The following is an 18,432-nucleotide window of genomic DNA, read 5'->3' as shown; positions in this document are numbered from 1 at the left end:
TTTTGACTTTATTTAAGACTAAACCAGAATGGCTAAATTGCGACAAATTGACCAACAAAGTGCTAAGGTCGCCGCACTTTCAACAGAAGAAAAAAGTAAGCAGTAAAATTGTGAACTGTTACCTCAAGCGTTCAAAAGCCACTGCTTTGTTGTTCTGGTCTGTTAACAAACGAAAACGGCCAAAAATACCCCGACTATTAATATGCTGCTTTAATAAGTTAATTGGCACTTGTACGCGTACACCGTTTTCAGCGATTAACACCACATCATAAAAAGAGCCAGAGTATAAACTCTGGCACTCGGTGTAACTGACGTCTAATGTAAAAAAGTAGCTGTTTAGCATTAAACTTTCCATCAAATGCTATCTATTGCTGCAATGCCTTAGATATTTTTTCAAATAAGTCTTTAGACAAGTTTGGAAGTGCCGCCAACTTTTCAAGTTCTGCGCGAATAATAGTGATACGTGCAGCATCTAATTTGGCAAATTGAATTAGAGGTGTGATCATACGCGCAGCAACTTGAGGATTGATACTGTTAAGTTTTTCAATCACTTGCGCCAAGAACTTATAGCCTCGCCCGCTACTATGGTGGAACTGTACTGGGTTAAACATAGCAAACTGACCAACTAAAGCACGTACTCTATTTGGATTATTCCAATTAAAATCAGGATGTGATTGTAAAGCGGCTATTTTCTCCAAAATATCATCAACATCTTGGCGCGCTTGCACCGATAACCATTTGTCCATAACTAAAGCGTCGCCACGCCATTGTTGGTCGAAATGTAGAATAACAGCCGTGAATAACTCGCCACCAACTATGCTAGCTGCCGACATAGCCGCCAGTTTGTCTGTCATATTATCGGCCGATTGATATTGCTGATTAATTAACTCAAGCAAGTTTGCATTGTTGCTTTGCTTTGCGTTAATCGCCAACAAATTTAAACAAGCATTAGCTAGCGCACGTTTTGCAATGGCTGCTTGGCTATATTCATACTGACGTGCATGGTTTTGTTGATAACAAGCCCGCAATTGCTCAACCAGGTTTTGCGCCAAATCTTGTTTAAGGGATTTTTGCGCAAAAATAACATCATCAATATTTGCGCCGCCGGCAATTTCAAGCAAACTATTGACGCTTGGTACCGAGAGTATCTCAGCGAGCAAAGCCTTGTCTGTATCAGAGTCTGCGAGTAAAGCCTGAATGGTTTGGTAGATAACACTAGGGAATTGATAACTTTTATCGGCAATTTTTGCCATTAAGTGTTTATTGTACAGCGCCTGCATTAATTCCCATTTGGTATATTGACTGGTTTCAGCTGGGATTAAACAGGCTAACGCCGCATCCGAATAGTCGAATGACAATTTAACTGGGGCAGAAAAATCACGTAATAAACTGACAAATGGCTCAACTGATGTTTGAAATTCAAAAGTTTGTGTTGCTTGAGTTAGCTGTAAAACTTGTTCTGCGCCACCTTCAACACCAGTTAATAGTTGACCTTGCTGATCAAAAAACGCAACGTTTACCGGTATATGCAACACCTGCTTTGCTTTTTGCTCTGCCGTCGCAGGCGTGTGCTGACTCAGAGTAATACTGAAGACACCATCGGCGAAACTCGTTACCGCCGACACTTCTGGTGTACCACTTTGGCTATACCAACGCTTGAATAAGGATAAATCAACATTATTTGCATCTTGCATAGCTGCAACAAAGTCATCACAAGTGACCGCTTGACCATCATGGCGCTGAAAATAGAGTGCCATACCCGCTTGGAAACCAGCTTCACCTAGAATACTGTGCATCATACGTATGACTTCGGCACCTTTATCATACACAGTCACTGTATAAAAGTTATTCATTTCAATAACTGATTCAGGACGAATCGGATGTGACATAGGGCCAGCGTCTTCGGCAAACTGGTGCTCACGCATAACTTTAACTTGCTGAATTCGATTTACCGCCCGAGAGCCTAAGTCCATACTAAACTCTTGATCTCTAAATACAGTTAAACCTTCTTTCAAACTAAGTTGAAACCAATCACGACAAGTTACCCGATTACCTGTCCAGTTATGGAAGTATTCATGACCAACAATTGATTCAATACTTAAATAATCTGCATCCGTAGCACTTTGTTGATCCGCTAATACGCATTTAGAGTTAAAGACATTTAAGCCTTTGTTTTCCATTGCGCCCATGTTGAAGAAATCAACCGCAACTATCATGTAGATATCTAAGTCATACTCTAAGTTAAAACGCTCTTCGTCCCACTGCATTGAGGTTTTCAACGAACTCATAGCATGTGGTGCACGTTTTAAATTGCCTTTGTCGACAAATAATTCAAGTTTAACTTCTCTGCCTGATTTAGTTGTATAACTGTCTTCAAGTAAATCAAAATCTCCGGCAACTAAAGCAAATAAATAACAAGGTTTACGGAAAGGGTCTACCCAAGTAACTTTAGTACGACCATCAGCTAAGCTTTGTTCATTGACTTTATTACCGTTCGACAACAGATATGGAAATTGAGATTTATCCGCAATGATATGTGTGGTGAAAACAGCCAAAACATCTGGTCTATCTTGATAATAAGTAATTCGTCTAAAACCTTCGGCCTCACATTGGGTGCAATATGCACCAGCCGACATATATAAACCTTCAAGTGAGGTATTATTCGCCGGATCAATCTCCGTTTTAATGATTAATTCAAAACGCTCAGGTAGATTATTTAGCTGGAGCGTTTCGTCAGTCAGTTGGTAGTCACTTGCAGCAAGCTCTGAGCCATTCACTTGAACACTGATGACTTTTTGTTGTTCGCCATTGAGCACTAAACTCGCGGCACTGCTTGAAGACTTTTGATATTGAACTTTTGATTCAACTAAAGTTTTTTCGGCTAACAATTCGAATGTTAGCTCTATGGTATCCACCAGATAGTCTGGTGCTTGATAGTCTTTTAAATACTTGGCTTGCATTGTCATAACGGCTCCAAAAAAAGCTAAACCTTGGCTGATATTTGCTTAAAACTTCACAACACCTATCAAATTTAGAAACACAGCGATAATAAAGATAGGTGTGATAACTTTGAGTAACAAGATTAATGTTTGAAAAATCGCTTGCGGTAAATTTAATTCATTTTCCAAGTCAGTTTTGTTTACTTTCCAACCAACAAATAACGCGATGAATAAACCACCTAAGGGTAATAATATGTTAGATGCAAAATAATCGAGCACATCAAAATAGGACTTAGTTTCGCCGAATATATTGGTTTGCGCCCAAGTATTTGGTGCAAAACTATAAACGCTTAATAAACTTAATATCCACAAACCAATACCAGCAACAATTGCAGCTTGTACACGACGGAACCCACACTTTTCAACCAACCAAGCAACACTAGATTCGATCAGGGCAATTGCCGAAGTAAAAGCGGCAAACACTAACATAACAAAAAAGACAGTGCCGATTAATTGACCCGCTGGCATTTGCCCAAACGCAAGTGGTAAGGTGACAAAAATCAGTCCAGGACCTGCGCCAGGTTCTAAACCATTGGCAAAAACAATAGGAAAAATTGCTAATCCGGCTAACAAGGCAACTAAAGTATCAGCACAAGCAATCCAAACAGAAGTTTTAACGATTGAGGTTTTTTCAGGTAAATAAGCACCATACATAATCATAATGCCGGAAGCCAAACTAAGTGAAAAAAACGAATGACCTAACGCAGTTAATACACTATCAACTGTGAGTTTGCTAAAGTCAGCAGCGAACATAAAACTCAATGTCGCGCGCATATCACCATACATGCTTGAATAACCAACAATGACTATCAACAGCAACAACATAGCTGGCATCATAAAACGAGTGGCTTTTTCTAGACCTTGCTGCAACCCCCTCGCCACTACAAAAACGGTTAGCGCTAAGATGCAGCTAGTCCATACAAGTAGTGATGAGGGTTCGGCAATAAAATCACCGAATGTTTGGCCTAGAGCTGTTGCATCTTGGCCGTTAAACTCACCTGCAGCGGCTTTGAATATGTAAGCACATGCCCAACCAGCAACAACCGCATAAAAAGATAAAATTAAATAACCAGCAAGTACACCCATGCCACCTGCAAGTTGCCATAGCGGAGATGCTGAATTTTGTTTTGCAACTTGAGCAACCGAGCGCATTGGACTCAATCGACCTTTTTTGCCTAAATAGACTTCAGCTATCATTATGGGCACGCCGACCAGTGCGATACAAGCTAAGTATACAAGGACAAATGCTCCACCACCGTTTTCACCCATAATATAAGGAAATTTCCAAATATTACCTAGACCAACGGCGGCACCTGTTGCAGCTAAAACATAGGTAAATTTATTAGACCATTGGCTATGGATTGATTGTTGTGTACCAGACATACCTCACTCCAATGAGTTAATTATTATATTTAAGTAGATAGTTGAATTGGTAACCTGAAATCAGGATAAGAAAAAAGCTCTGAGCGGTAACTCAGAGCCTTGAATTTATTAATTATTATTTTGTGCTAATTTATTTAAGCCGATAAAGTCAAACATGATATTGGCTGTTTCATTTAAAAATACGTCGTATTCTTCAATTTCATCAGGAATATCATCAACGCTTTCAACCTTTTCTTTGCCCTTACGTACCAGCCTTTCATTTGCTCGTTGTAAGCGCATAGTTTTAGCATCATCACGCTCTTTAATACGCTCAGCTTCATTTAAAGATTGATACTTTTTATCTTTGTTCTTTTTGTATTCAGCAATATCTTCAAATATGTAGATAAACTCAGGGTCTTTTTTGATACGCTGCTCGTGTTTAGCCTGCAAGGTATTTACTTCGTTATTACTTACTTTACCGACAGGTAGATAACTGGCGCTATTTATTTTATCCCAAGGCAAGGCATTCTCTTCTTTACTTTCGCCCCACTCATCTGGATTGATTGGTGACGGGAATAAAATATCCGGAATAACGCCTCTGTGCTGAGTACTGCCACCATTGATGCGATAAAATTTAGCAAAAGTATACTGAATATGGCCTAAAGGTTTTTCTAACAGATCAAAACGTTTTTCTAATGACCTATGTTGCTGAACAGTACCTTTACCGAAAGTTTGTTCGCCAATGACAATACCACGTGCATAGTCTTGAATAGCAGCGGAGAATATTTCAGAGGCAGACGCGCTATAACGATCAACCATAACCATTAACGGTCCGTGATAATAGACGCGAGGATCGCGGTCATTTTGCACATCAATGCGATTGCCAACACTACGCACTTGCACAACCGGACCTTTTTCAATGAATAACCCAGTTAAATTAATTGATTCTGGTAAAGAACCACCACCATTGCCGCGCAAATCTATTACTACACCTTCAACTTTCTCTGACTCTAGTGTTTCCAGCAATTTGATAACATCACGCGTTAAACCTGAATAGAAGCTAGGTATTTCAATCACACCTAATTTACGCCCAGCATAAGGGCCTTCTTCTGGTGTATAAACTTTAGAATCGGCTGCTCTATCTTCAAGTTTAATTTTGTCACGAACAAGTTTAACCACTACAGTTTGATTATCCGCTGCGCCACCTTTAAGCAATTGTAAACGTACTTCAGTGCCTTTAGGGCCTTTAATTAAATCAACTACATCGTCCAAACGCCAACCAATTACATCAACAAAATCATCGTCTGCTTGCGCTACACCAACAATTTTATCTTCTGGTTTGATTTGTTGTGATTTATCCGCAGGGCCACCAGGGACTAAACTACGAATGACTGTATAGTCATCTTCAGCGAATAACACGGCACCAATACCTTCGAGTGATAAATTCATTTCCATTTCGAATCTATCTGCCCGGCGTGGTGACAAATAACTTGTATGCGCTTCAATGCTACGAGCAAAGGCGTTCATGACAGATTGAAATACGTCTTCACTTTGTGATTGCGCCAAACGTTTAATGGCAGTGGTATAGCGCTTAGTTAAAAGCTCTTTGATTTTTGACCATTCTTTACCGGTTAATTTAAGATTAAGTGCATCATACTTAACTCTTTGTAACCAGTAGCTTTTCAGCTCAGCTGCATCTTTAGCCCAAGCGCTGTCTTCGCGGTCGTAATAATAGAATTCTTGTTTATCAAACTTCATTTCTTCTTCAGCTGAAATGACCGACAAAGCATATTCAAACATTTGTTTACGACGCTGAAGATTTAGCTCAAACATGTCGTAAACAAAATCTAATTTGCCGCGATAAAATGCTTCATCAAATTCGCCTTGATGTTTGGCCATTTCATCTATGTCTGTTTGTAAAAAGAATTGTTTGTTGTAATCAAGCTGGTCAATGTAACGTTCAAATACCTTTTTCGAAAAAGTATCATCCATTGCAAAACGCTTGTAATGTTCACGAGTAAATAAGTGATAAATACGTTTACTGGCCAGAGCATGTTGGCTTTCTTGCGCTAAATCAGGTAATTCAAGCGGATCCTTACTGGTACTTATTGCACTAACAGTACCAACATAAGTTATTGCCAAACCGAGTAATATGCCTCGACACAGTAACTTCATACACCTACTCCAAACTTCTAAACATCTAATTTCAAAACTTGATTATTTAACTATAGCCTAAACTAAGTTTTTCTTTTCAGTTTTAATCGTCATTCCTGTCATGGTTTGCACAACAACTTCATCACCACTGACTTCAGTAACTGTACAAGGAACAGGCGAATTGCCTAACTTAACTCTGATTTCCATACCTAATTTTAGTTCACCGTTAAAAGGCTCAATGGCTTTGCTTTTAGGTTTGTATTGGATTTTTGCAGAAGGTTTCGCATTTGCAGTGCGTTTGCGTGGAGCAAACTTGCGCTCGCCATCTTTGCCTGTTTTATCCGCTCTAGGTTTACGAGCTGGTGCTTTTTTCTTACGGTTTTCCGCTGCTCGTTTTTTACTTTCTGCCAATTGAGTTTGTGCATGCTCTGCATGTTCAGCTTCAATTAAACCAGCATCTGCACCTTCTAAATCAACACGCTGCATACCTTCTTGCACACAAGCTAGATAACGCCAGCTTGAGGTATATTTGCGTAATGCGGCACGTAAACTGGTTTTAGAGATAGGATCTTCTTCTGATAATTGCGCTGCAATATCTTGAAAAATACCGATTTTCAAAGGTTTTGCGTCACCTTTCACTGAAAAACATTGTGGGAAGCGCTCTGCCAAGTATTCAATTACTTGTTGTGTATCTTTAATTTTGTCTGCCTGACTGCTTTGTTCTGTGGTTACAGTTTCCATTTGGGTTTCACTTTTTACGTCTTGATTAGTTTGTTGCATTCATACCACCATAATCATGATTCTTGTTGAGATAAAAATTGCTCAACCCAAACCATAATTTCGTTCTCATCTTCAAATTCTGTTAAATATTCGTCCGCAGCCAGGGCATACCAAACTTGCTCTAATAAACCGGACAGTTTTTCAGTTTCGATATCATCTTCAACTTGTTCATAAAGTAAATGAATCGCAACATTGTAGTTATCTGCCGCTAATTCACTATCTTGATGCCAATCAGACAAATCGTCGGGTAATACTAAAAATTCATGTATTGAAACAAGTTCTTTCAATGTTAGACCTTTAGCTTATCTAATAAACACGCATGATACATGCAAATTAGAATAAAATTAATCTTATTCGCCCGAATTTAGGCGCTTTACCATCCCATTACACTTTTGACAAAAGGAATGGTTAATTTACGTTTCTCTGCCAATGATTGTTGATCCAATACATCTAGGCATTTAATGATACTGGCATTGTCTTGCTGACAGCGAAGGATAATATAACTTGCTAGTTCATCTGGCATAGCTATCCCCCTGTGTTCACTGCGTTGCTGTAACATCTGTTGACGAGCTAACTCATCAAGTGGTTGTATCGCCCACTTTTGTCCCCAGTTTAACCTTGATACTAAATCCGGCAAACTGAATCCAACTGCATCAGCCGGTAAAGCTGAGGCAAATATTATTTTATGCTCAAGCTCTAAACTTCGATTAATTAAATCAAACATAGAGGTTTGCCAGCTAGAGTCGTTTGCTATCGCATCAATATCGTCTACCAGCAGTAAATCATTTGCTTCTAACCCTTGAGAAAACTCAGGTGGCATTTGTTGAATCACTTTACCAGGCAAATATTGCGCACTAATATTGAGATCGTCCGCGTATTGACATAAAGCTTGCAATAAGTGTGATTTACCACACCCAGCAGGACCATGAATAAAAGCTAAATTTTGCGCATGGCTTTGTGCTTTTTGCTGGATAAGTTGCTGTAAACTAGCCACTAATACTTCATTACCAGCAGCATAAAAAGAGTTTAATTGAGCTTCAGGTTCAAACGCAAAGTCGATTGTGAGTTGTTGTTTCAATGGAAATTACCTGCCTTTCCATCGATAAAGGTTGTCAATTTTATTATCCGCATCTGCAAAAATAGGAACGATTTTTTCTACTCTATTATCTAGCGCCAAAGCTTCAAGCACATCGATGGCTTCACCAATCAGTTGAAGTTGATATTCTACACCAGCTTGATCGATTTTTTTAATTAGCGCCGTATCAACAGCGGATATTGTAGTTAAAAATTTCTGAATGGCTACTGCTTGGCCGGTGTTTTCAACATTCGAGATGGTGATATGTAAATTTGATGATGAATATTGCTGTGCTTTTATCGCATATTGTTGTGCTAGGGTATCAGAAACCCAGTTCACCATAGTCGGCCAAACTTGCTCTAATTCTGCGACAATAAATTCAGCGTTAAACTTTCTCAGATTGTCTACTAAGGTAATTTGTACTATCCAGTCTTGGGTTAACACTGATTTAGCTTGGGTTGACTGGCGATAAACCCTTGCTATCACACTGGCCTCGGGCTGATATCTTTCATTAGCGGCCTCAAGCGCTTGAGCAAACCTACCCCAAACGTCTGTGATGGACACATTCATTTGGTCTTCAATATCCATAATCGGCATTAAGCTTGGCACACCACGTAATTTGGTCTGCTGTTTAATCGCCTGAGTGACTTGCTTGTCAGAATCTGCGACTATACGCCGAGTGCCATCTTCTTCCAACGCAATCCACCATAAAGTGAGTGGCCTGCGTGCGCCCCACAAATTAATTCCCGCATCTTTAACCAATTGATTGATCAATTTTTCATTGAAGTTGGCTTGTAGATACAGCTGCTGCTCCTCTTCAACGAAACTATATTGAATTAAGTATTCGGTAGGTTGTTTTAAGGCTCTTCGAATATTTGGCTGCGATAATACAGCTTGATTACCTGTTACTCTGATAAGGACTTGCGCAAGTGCTTCGTCATATGCTTTGCTTCTATCTTGATATGATTGCCCGTCTACTGCGATTTTACCTAAATACAGCCCATTAACCTCAATCGCAAAAACGCTAAAAGGTAGAGAAATGAATATAATAAAAGACCAGAGTAATGATTTTTTATAGCCGCCCACGCGCACAAAATTGTCCATAAAATTTCAACGAATTAATTCTGGCGCCCATATTAAAATATTTTGCCAACAAAAACGACCTGATTTCAGCTATATTCTTTGCCTGTATTGCCGCCTTTATGTATAATTCGCGCCGATTTAATGTTCTTTTTAAAAATAGGGTAAGAAAATGCATCCAATGCTGACTATCGCCGTACGTGCTGCACGTAAGGCTGGCCACGTGATCGCTCGTGGTTTTTCAGAATTAGACCTAGTTAAGGTTGAAAACAAAGCTGACAATGACTTTGTCACAAATATCGACAAAGAAGCCGAAAAAGCAATTATCGGCACTATTTTACAATCTTACCCTGACCACAGCTTTATTGGCGAAGAAGGCGGCCACCAAGCAGGTAAAAATCCTGATTATTGTTGGGTGATCGACCCACTAGATGGCACGACCAATTTTGCCCGTGGTGTTCCTCATTTTGCAGTATCAATTGCCCTAAGAGTTAAAGGCAAAACCGAAGTTGCCGTTGTCTATGACCCTATCCGCGATGAACTTTTCAGTGCAGTCAGAGGCTCTGGCGCACAATTAAACGGCTACCGCATTCGTGTTCAAAACAAAAAAGAATTAGCTGGCACTTTATTAGCAACTGGCTTCCCGTTTAAAGCTAAACATTTGTTTGACGCTTATATGGGTACTTTTAGTGCATTGTTTAAAGCAGGTGGCGATGTTCGTCGTGCTGGCGCAGCTGCCTTAGACCTAGCTTATGTTGCCGCTGGTCGCATTGACGTGTTTTGGGAGTTAGGTTTAAAACCTTGGGACACTGCCGCGGGTGATTTATTGGTTCGTGAAGCTGGTGGTATGGTAACTGATTTCACTGGTGGTTACGGTTATTTTGACTCAGGCAACATTGTTGCTGCTAACCCTAAATTATTAGGGGTAACGCTAAAAGAAATCCAACCTTTTATTACCCCTGAATTGAAGAAATAGTTAAAACCAATCAATCAGCCCCCTATTTGACCTAACACGGGTTAATTATATTGGGGGCTTGTCTTCCCTTCCCTGCTAATTGTTTGTTAATCTTCTCAATACCTTAAGATCCGCTGAAGTGCGCTTGTTATGCATCTACGCCAACAACTTGCTCATTTAATTAATCATGTTGAGTTCTCAGCTCGAACAATTTTTATTGCTATCCTGATCACCCTTAGTTTGACCGCCGCTAATACTTATGTTGGCTTAATGGTGGGTATGACTGTGTCGGCATCTATTCCAGCGGCCGCATTGAGTATGGCGATTTTAAGTTGGTTTCGTAACAGTAACATTCAACAAAGTAATATGGTGCAAACCAGTGCATCAGCAGGTGAAGCACTAGCCGCTGGCATGATATTTATTACCCCTGCGCTGGTGATTACTCAAGCCTGGAGCCAATACCACTATTGGCAATGTTTATTGCTGGCACTCAGCGGAGGTTTACTTGGGACTATTTTTACCATTCCGTTGCGTAAATCTTTTATTGTTGAGCAAGCTTTGCCCTATCCGGAAGGAGTTGCAACCGCCAAAATTTTACAAGCGGGTTTTACCAATAAAGTAAAAACAGGTTTTGCCAGCGTGGGGACACGCCATTTATTGCAAGCAACCGGCATAGGCGCTTTGTTTAAACTGACAGCCGATGGATTTGGCATGATGGCGCAAAAAATCACCTTAACTTCAACTTGGTTTAACCAAAATATCTTAGTACACGCAAGTGCACAACTCAGCCCAGCTCTACTGGCGATTGGTTATATTCTGGGTTTTGGCATAGCAGCACAGGTTTTTGTTGGTGGCCTAATTACCACTCTAGTCGGCATTCCACTACAATTACTGCTAAACGAGCCTGTTTGGTTGGATTCGACTAACCAATTATCTATGTGGTCAGCAGAACAACTGCAACAACTTGCAGGTCAAATTTGGCAACAAAATCGCTCTATAGGAGTGGGTACTATTTTGGTTGGTGCCATTTATACTTTCTTAAAACTTATCAAGCCGTTGTTTTTTAGTATTAGACACAGCATTTTATCTTTTAGAAATAATCCAACAGACACTCTCTCGGAACAACAAGATTTACCTTTAGCCTGGTTGTTATTGTTAGTACCTATTTGTTTAGCAGTTCCGAGCTTTATGATTGCTGCGCAGTTTCCTACAGGCGCAAATACTCTAGTCGTTGGCCTTTTAAGTTTTATCTTGCTACTTATTTTTTCTTTTGTTTTTTCAAGTGTTGCGGGCTTTATGGCTGGTGTGGTTGGTAGTTCGAATAACCCAGTTTCAGCGGTAACAATTTGCACTGTGTTGTTATGCTCAGTGATTTTTTACCAACTCAGCTTGGTTGTTGATGCATGGATGAGCATAGCGCCAATCGCTGTTCTTTTCATTGCTGCTGTTGTATGTTGCTCTGCTGCTATTGCAGGCGATACTTTGCAAGATTTAAAGTGTGGTCATGAGGTCAAAGCCGCACCGTGGAAACAACAATGTTACCAAGTGCTAGGGGTAATTCTCGCCGCGCTAACCCTACCACTTATATTAAATTTATTAGACTCAGCCTATGGCATTGGTCGCCCTGTTAACGACAATATTAGTTATTTGGCTGCGCCACAAGCAGGTTTAATGGCTGAACTGACTCAAGGTATTTTTCAGCAAACACTCAATCTGCAGTATTTAGCCATAGGTGTTGTTATTGGTTTATTGATACTCGCGTTCCAAGCTGTGCTGCTATGGCGAAAATCTAATGTCAAAATTCATATATTAGCCGTTGCCATTGGTATGTATTTACCATTTTCACTGGTTGCAACACTATTTTTAGGCGGTTTATTAAGCGCAATATTAAGCTACAAACAGCGTAATACAAGCAGCGAGCACAAATCCTCCGGCATTTTAATCGCATCAGGCTTAGTCACTGGAGAGGCCTTAATGGGCGTTTTTCTAGCCATTTCAGCGACTTTATTTATGCCACTACCAAGTACAATTGCAGCCGCAGAATACACAGGTGCTTTTGCTTTTGTGTTAGTTGTGTTGTACCTATATAAACGAGCGCGTAGTAAGCCTTTTTAAGCCCCCTAGAATTGATAATTCAGCCCAAAATTGAGAATTATAGCTTGTGCGTTGACTAAATCAGTCGTTTCACTGCCTAGGGTAAAATGCACAACCGGGTGTTTAACCGAAAATATGTACGCATTCGTCTTGAGTTGGTAACCAGCTTCAATTCGCCAGTTTTGTATATCATAACCAATACCAAAACTTGGGAAAGTTTTACCATCAGATACGTAAACCTCAGACCATAGTGGTAAACCCCATTCACCATCTAATCTAGCGTTTATTTGGCTAGACATATCTAGTTTATGCGCACCATCTGGATATGAACCGATGAAACTAGGATTGATGTCAAAAGTACCATCATCGTTAAACACTTCAGTGCGAGTGTCTAACTGGCCGCTAGTTTTACCTAAATGTTCAAATTCAAACTTGTTGTACAAATCATAAATTGAAACAGCAAGCTGCCAATTGTTGGAAAATTGATACGCTAAAAATACATCTAAGCTATAACCTTTACCGTCGGTAATCCAAGCGCCATGACAACCTGCTTTTGGCGGATCTGTTCTTGGGCAGTTTTTCCTGTCTAACACGGCATCATCAAAATAGGCGTAATCTATTTCACCTGTAACTTCGAAGGTATCACCATCGTCATTAACTAAAAAAGTCCCATCTACTTCACCGTCTTCCATGTAACCCACATCCCAATAACTTGCGGCTATTTTGTAGGAAAAATTACCTAAGTTATTATCGTAAGCAAAACCAAATCCATTGGCTCTAATATGCTGCGCTTTAAAATAAATAGCATATTCATCTTTATCAACCGGTCGCTCTGAGCGGTCTAAAAAAAACAACTGCGCCGCATCAGGGGTAAAATCTATTGAATAATCGTAACGGGTTGCTAAAAACACAGTCCAGTTGTTACGCGAGAAATTCAAATAGGCTTTATTGTGCGTTAAACCGTGACGACCTTCTTCGGGAGCTTCAGAAAAGCTTGCTTGTTTACCAATTTTACCAATTGGTATCACGCCACCAAAAGTTTGAATTACAGGCATAATTTCGCTGTAACTGAAAGATTCTAACGAGTGGCTAATTTGGTATGTGTCTTCTTCTTGGGCAACTGCTAAATTTGGGACTGATAGCAACAAACATATTCTTGTTATAGTTTTACAGTTAGGTTTCATCCAATTTCCATCATTATATTAAGGTTACAAACTAAAAAAGGGGAGCTTAGCCCCTGAGCTATCCCCAGAAATTATTTATATAAAACAAAGGAATGAGAGTTATTTGGGGAACTTTCATAGTGCTTGGTGATCTGATCAATTGCGAAAAATCACAAATCATTGAGCACCATGAAAGCAAAATCTATTTTGAATAAAACATTGACTCTTGTCACGCCAAATATGCACGGACATAGAAGAAATGCCTTAGTTGTAGCGGTGCAAAGTTTAATTTCAGGCTCTGCGGCAACGGTAACTTCACTTGGTCGAGGTTTAGCATCTAACTCTAAAGAAAAACACAAGATAAAGCGTGCAGACCGATTACTATCAAACAAAACCTTACACACTGAGACGTTTTCTGTGTATCAAGCTTTAGCCAATTTTACCGTCGGTAATTGCAAGAGACCAATTATCTTAGTTGATTGGTCTGATTTAGACGAATATCGCCGACATTTTTTAATACGTGCCACACTTGCTTCGCATGGCAGAGGGTTATGTGTTTATGAAGAAGTTCATGACGCGAAAACTAAAGAAAAGCGTAACACCCACACCAAGTTTTTATTTAAATTGGCTGAACTACTGCCCCTAGATTGCAAACCAATAATCGTTACTGATGCTGGGTTTAAAGCGCCATGGTTTCGTAGTGTGCTCACAATGGGATGGGATTTCGTTGGGCGAGCTCGTATTCCTAATTTGTATGCAACAGGTGTTGATAACTGGCAATGTGTCAGCACATTGCATGCAAAAGCAACATCTTGTCCTAAATCATTTTCAGTGCAAATGCCTAGGTATGACCCACTACACTGCCAGCTTGTCGTTTATAAACAAGATAATAAAGGCCGACACTCGTACAATCGTCGAGGTCAACTGCTAAGAACCACAACCGCAATGAATAATCGCCGCTCAGCGAGAGAGCCTTGGGTACTAGCAACTTCGTTACCTCAAGGTAATCAATTAGCCAAGCGGGTGGTAAAAATATACAGAATGCGGATGCAAATTGAAGAGGGATTTAGGGATATGAAAAGTCGACGTTTTGGATTGGGTTTTGAATACAATAAAACGACTCACCTAAAAAGGTTATCCATTCTAATCTTTCTAACCACGCTGGCGCACTGGGTATTGATGATTTTTGGAATGATGGCAAAACTCGAAAATAAGCACCGGCAATACCAAGCTAATTCTATAAAAAGTGACACTGTCTTATCTCTGGCTTTTATTGGCCGAAGAGTAGCAGCCGATCAGCGATTTGTTTTTAAAATTAGAAGTTGCCTGCTTGCTATCCGGCAACTTCAAATTTGTAGTGACGGTGTTGGTTATGAGCTGCTTTAAATTTCTGGGGATCGCTCAGGCTTAGCCCCCCTTTTTTACTTAAACTAGTCTGCTTTAGTATAGCGTTTCAAATCTATTCGTTTCAGTGTAGAACACAGTAACAAGATCTCCAGCTTGTTCAAAGGTCGCTAAGATTTTGTTGTTGTCTCTAGTATCACGAATAATAGCGACAATCTTAGCAGCATCTGGGTCTGTATCGTCAACTTCACCTATACCATCTTCATTATATTCAAGCACAAGACCATTGCCGTTTTGCACGTCGAAACTATTGCGGATAATGAGTTCACCTTCATCATCTGAATCCAGTGCAATATGAATTTCACTGTTGCTATCAGATAACTCTACGTCAACCTCAACCTGCTCATAACCCACGCGACGAACAGTCAATTCAATTTCACCTTGCTGCTGCACAGAAGGATTTGCAAAGAAAGATAAAACACCTGTCACATTTAACCAATTGTTTTCATCTTCTAATTGACCTTCAACATCTTCTTCGTCCAAATCAAATATTTCAATCGGACCAGCTAATTTATGCTCTTTAGCATTCGCAACCATAATATCCAATGATGCTTCAAAATCATCACCATCATTTACCACAAACGCCCCTTTGGCAAAGATTTGTGATGGTAAATACAAATCGAATACTTCTGTTTCTGTTACACCATCGTCAGTATCATGATTGATAACAGTAAACTCTTGGCCTTTTACAACAGTTGCGCGTAACTCACCACTAAACTCAACCTTGTCGTCAAGTTCGTTGGCAATCACGTCTTGCATCAAGTTTACAACTAAGTCAAATTGAATGTTTAATACTTCATTTTGCTCTTCTGTTGCGTGATCCGCACCTGCAATTAATACAACAGCAGTACCTTCTGATATTTCAATGCTTGTTGTACCAGCGTCTAACATACCAACAATTTCTAGTGATAAAGTTTTATCAACAACAGAAGTGTCTTCCTCTTCATCCGGTAACATCAATTTCAAAGTACCGGTTAAAGTAACACCATCTTGTTCAAGATCAACGTCATAACTTGCTTCGCCGTCAGCTAATTCTTTAACTTCAATTCGGCCGGTTATCGAGCTGTCATAGTTGGCAATGTCTGCCGTTTCAAATACTTCAAGATCAGTCACATCATAAATAATATCGTCCGTGATGTTCTCAAGCAGATTTGCTACATCACCAATCATGTCCAATTCAGCTACTTCGTCAGAGAAAACAGGCATAGCAGCATCAATTGCGTCGAACAACTCTTCCGTATCTTCAACTAAATCTCTTGGTCCAGTGAATTTGTCAGGGAACATATACGCGCCCCAAGTACGAATATCATCAACCATAGCAATAGCACGATTGGTCGCGCTGTTTTCTGTCACTGTCACTGTTACTTTAGCAGTTTCAGTTACACCATTGGTCGTGGTCACTTGATAGCTAAACTCATCCGAGCCAAGTTTATTATCAAGTGGCTGGTAAGTTAATGTGCCATCAGCCTCGATAAAGATATCAGCAATAGCTGTGGTTAAACTCTGTACTGGGTTGCTGCCATCTAACAAAGCTATGCTAGCTACGTTTGCTTTAACAAACTTATCATTTGCAAGTAAATCAATTTTCTCTTTGAAAACAAATTGCAGCGTAGAAAAGGTGTCATCTAACGCATCGACGATAGATGCTACATCATAATTAATTGTACCAACTTCAATTTCACTACTACCGTCAGCCAATACTACGTTAGTTGTCACTGCATAAACTAGACTGTCTGTACCATTAAAGTCTGCGTTTGGTGTATATACCAAACTTGTACCATTTACTTGCACTGAACCATTTTGTGGTTGGGTGGTAACTTCAATTTTTACAATGCTATTTGCGTCATGGCTCGAAATGGATGTGGTAATTTGATTATCTTCATCCAAGCTTTCACTGTGGTCCATAGTGTCGCTTTGTGGATTAACCGTAAAAGTAATATTAGCAGTTCGAGTCTCATCTAAAATTTTAACAGTATAAGTAATTGTATCTTGACCATTAAAATCAGCATCTGGTACGTATTTTACCTTGCCATCCACTATGCTTGCTGTACCAAACGACGCGGAACCTATACTGTCTAGGGTTGCAACAGAACTTGTGTCGTTTTCAACACGTAATGTGTCATTTTCTAGTGGGTCAAAAGTGATGTCACCATCTTCATTTAATCTTTTGGTATCAACGAATAATTTACCAACGATTACCGGACCTGTTGGCTCTGGCTCAATATCGTCTGCATCTAGTTCATCACCAGCACGATCTGTTTGATTTTGCACCGCATCAGCAATAACTTCTTCAGTGTCTGCTACATATCCAGTCGCAGCGGCACTAATTTGATCATTATTTTGGAAAGCTTGATCTGCTTTGTCTTTAGCCTCTTGCTTTTGCTGATCAGTTAAGTCGGTTGAACGATCAATTTTCTCTTTAATTTTGGTTTGTAAATTGTCGTTTAAGTTTTTAACTTGGGCTACCGTATCTTCTAAGGTGATTTTGAACTTATCATCATCAGCATTAGTTGCAACCGAAGCTTTTACTGTACCTTTATTATCAGCTATATCTTGTGCCGCTTGTTGTAAGAAGCTTGATAAGTTTTCAGATTTAACCGCTTTTGCCGCGATTGCTGACACAACTGCTGCGGCTTGGAAGGATTCTGCGTCCGCATTTTCAATTTCATCTTGGTCAGTGATATCTATGACCGGAATTTCAGAAACATCAACACCATCGCCTAACTTAAATATCGCAGCAACTTGTTTGTTAGCCGCTTTTACCACATCTTCGGCGTTAACTTGTGTATCACCTGCGTTTGCAACTGTCTCAGCAAAAATTGCCGCAGCTATGTCTGTTAACGGGGTAACATTGGTATTAACAATCGCTTTGTCTTGGTTAGCTTCTTTAACAGCCTTAGTAACCGCAGCAAGTTTAAAGCTTGAATCTAGGGTTAACTCATCACCAAATTCGACTCCGGTACCACAACCTTCAACTACGTCACATATCATTCTAGTGTCGGCCGACGGTGTCACCTCAATTTTAATTGCACCTTGATAATCTTCGACTATTTCCGCCGTATAATTACCTTTCGCATTGGTTATAACCGGTGATGGCTCAGTTTGTAACTGCGCACCAAGCGTACCATTAGCTTCAACTCGGTATAAAGTCACTACACCATTTTTTATAACACCTTTAGCTGCAATACCAGAAATTTCAGCACTCGCGGTAGGAGTTGGGGTCGGTGTAGGTGTCGGTGTTGGTTTCCCATCAGAGCCACCAAAACATCCAGACAACAAACCAACAGTCATGCACAGAGCAAGGTTAGATTTTAGTTTGTTAGGCATTTTCATTGTTCTTATCCTGTATCAATCTAGCAATTAAAA

The 18,432-nt window shown here is 39.9% G+C and carries 13 protein-coding genes; 3 read left to right on the top strand and 10 right to left on the bottom strand.

Annotated features, from left to right (window positions below; genetic code table 11):
- Positions 1-118: 118 nt before the first annotated feature.
- The 8 genes from ACMZOO_RS14955 to ACMZOO_RS14920 form a co-directional block, all read right to left on the bottom strand.
- Positions 119-343 (bottom strand): DUF2835 family protein, encoded by a 225-nt coding sequence (locus tag ACMZOO_RS14955; RefSeq protein ID WP_440904129.1) that lies wholly within the window; start codon positions 341-343, stop codon positions 119-121.
- 22 nt (positions 344-365) lie between these two features.
- The gene (gene pepN / locus ACMZOO_RS14950) at positions 366-2,966 is read right to left on the bottom strand and encodes an aminopeptidase N (RefSeq protein WP_440904128.1); all 2,601 of its coding nucleotides are present in this window, start codon (positions 2,964-2,966) and stop codon (positions 366-368) included.
- Between the two features lie 39 nt (positions 2,967-3,005).
- Positions 3,006-4,382 carry a sodium-dependent transporter gene (locus tag ACMZOO_RS14945; protein ID WP_440904127.1) on the bottom strand — a complete coding sequence of 459 codons (1,377 nt, stop codon included), beginning with the start codon at positions 4,380-4,382 and terminating at the stop codon, positions 3,006-3,008.
- A gap of 108 nt (positions 4,383-4,490) precedes the next feature.
- On the bottom strand, positions 4,491-6,536 hold the full coding sequence (gene prc / locus ACMZOO_RS14940) for a carboxy terminal-processing peptidase (RefSeq protein WP_440904126.1): 2,046 nt from the start codon (positions 6,534-6,536) through the stop codon (positions 4,491-4,493).
- Between the two features lie 57 nt (positions 6,537-6,593).
- The gene (gene proQ, locus ACMZOO_RS14935) at positions 6,594-7,295 is read right to left on the bottom strand and encodes an RNA chaperone ProQ (RefSeq protein WP_440904125.1); all 702 of its coding nucleotides are present in this window, start codon (positions 7,293-7,295) and stop codon (positions 6,594-6,596) included.
- 14 nt (positions 7,296-7,309) lie between these two features.
- A complete protein-coding gene (locus tag ACMZOO_RS14930) occupies positions 7,310-7,582 on the bottom strand; it encodes a hypothetical protein (protein WP_016955616.1) in 273 nt (90 codons plus the stop codon).
- A gap of 86 nt (positions 7,583-7,668) precedes the next feature.
- Positions 7,669-8,373, bottom strand: a complete 705-nt coding sequence (gene hda / locus ACMZOO_RS14925; RefSeq protein ID WP_440904124.1) for a DnaA regulatory inactivator Hda — start codon at positions 8,371-8,373, stop codon at positions 7,669-7,671.
- Between the two features lie 6 nt (positions 8,374-8,379).
- Complete coding sequence (locus ACMZOO_RS14920; protein WP_440904123.1) at positions 8,380-9,474, bottom strand: DUF2066 domain-containing protein; 1,095 nt, start codon at positions 9,472-9,474, stop codon at positions 8,380-8,382.
- Between the two features lie 148 nt (positions 9,475-9,622).
- Here ACMZOO_RS14920 and suhB point away from each other — a divergent pair, with 148 nt between their 5' ends.
- Together suhB and ACMZOO_RS14910 are read left to right on the top strand one after the other, a co-directional pair.
- Positions 9,623-10,426 (top strand): inositol-1-monophosphatase, encoded by an 804-nt coding sequence (suhB, locus tag ACMZOO_RS14915; protein ID WP_440904122.1) that lies wholly within the window; start codon positions 9,623-9,625, stop codon positions 10,424-10,426.
- A gap of 129 nt (positions 10,427-10,555) precedes the next feature.
- Entirely contained in the window at positions 10,556-12,520 is a 1,965-nt protein-coding gene (locus ACMZOO_RS14910) for an OPT family oligopeptide transporter (protein WP_440904121.1), read from the top strand.
- A 5-nt stretch (positions 12,521-12,525) separates the two neighbouring features.
- On the opposite strand, the gene ACMZOO_RS14905 is transcribed toward ACMZOO_RS14910, so the two are convergent.
- Positions 12,526-13,647 (bottom strand): hypothetical protein, encoded by a 1,122-nt coding sequence (locus tag ACMZOO_RS14905; protein WP_440904120.1) that lies wholly within the window; start codon positions 13,645-13,647, stop codon positions 12,526-12,528.
- Positions 13,648-13,851: 204 nt separating this feature from the next.
- Here ACMZOO_RS14905 and ACMZOO_RS14900 point away from each other — a divergent pair, with 204 nt between their 5' ends.
- Positions 13,852-15,048, top strand: a complete 1,197-nt coding sequence (locus ACMZOO_RS14900; protein WP_440903923.1) for an IS4 family transposase — start codon at positions 13,852-13,854, stop codon at positions 15,046-15,048.
- 54 nt (positions 15,049-15,102) lie between these two features.
- On the opposite strand, the gene ACMZOO_RS14895 is transcribed toward ACMZOO_RS14900, so the two are convergent.
- The gene (locus ACMZOO_RS14895) at positions 15,103-18,399 is read right to left on the bottom strand and encodes an Ig-like domain-containing protein (RefSeq protein ID WP_440904119.1); all 3,297 of its coding nucleotides are present in this window, start codon (positions 18,397-18,399) and stop codon (positions 15,103-15,105) included.
- Between the last annotated feature and the right edge of the window lie 33 nt (positions 18,400-18,432).

It is taken from the genome of Catenovulum sp. SX2, from assembly GCF_052056295.1.
Taxonomy (GTDB): Bacteria; Pseudomonadota; Gammaproteobacteria; order Enterobacterales; family Alteromonadaceae; genus Catenovulum.
The sequence above is the reverse complement of the archived record's forward strand: the minus strand, read 5'-3'. Positions and strand labels throughout refer to the sequence as shown.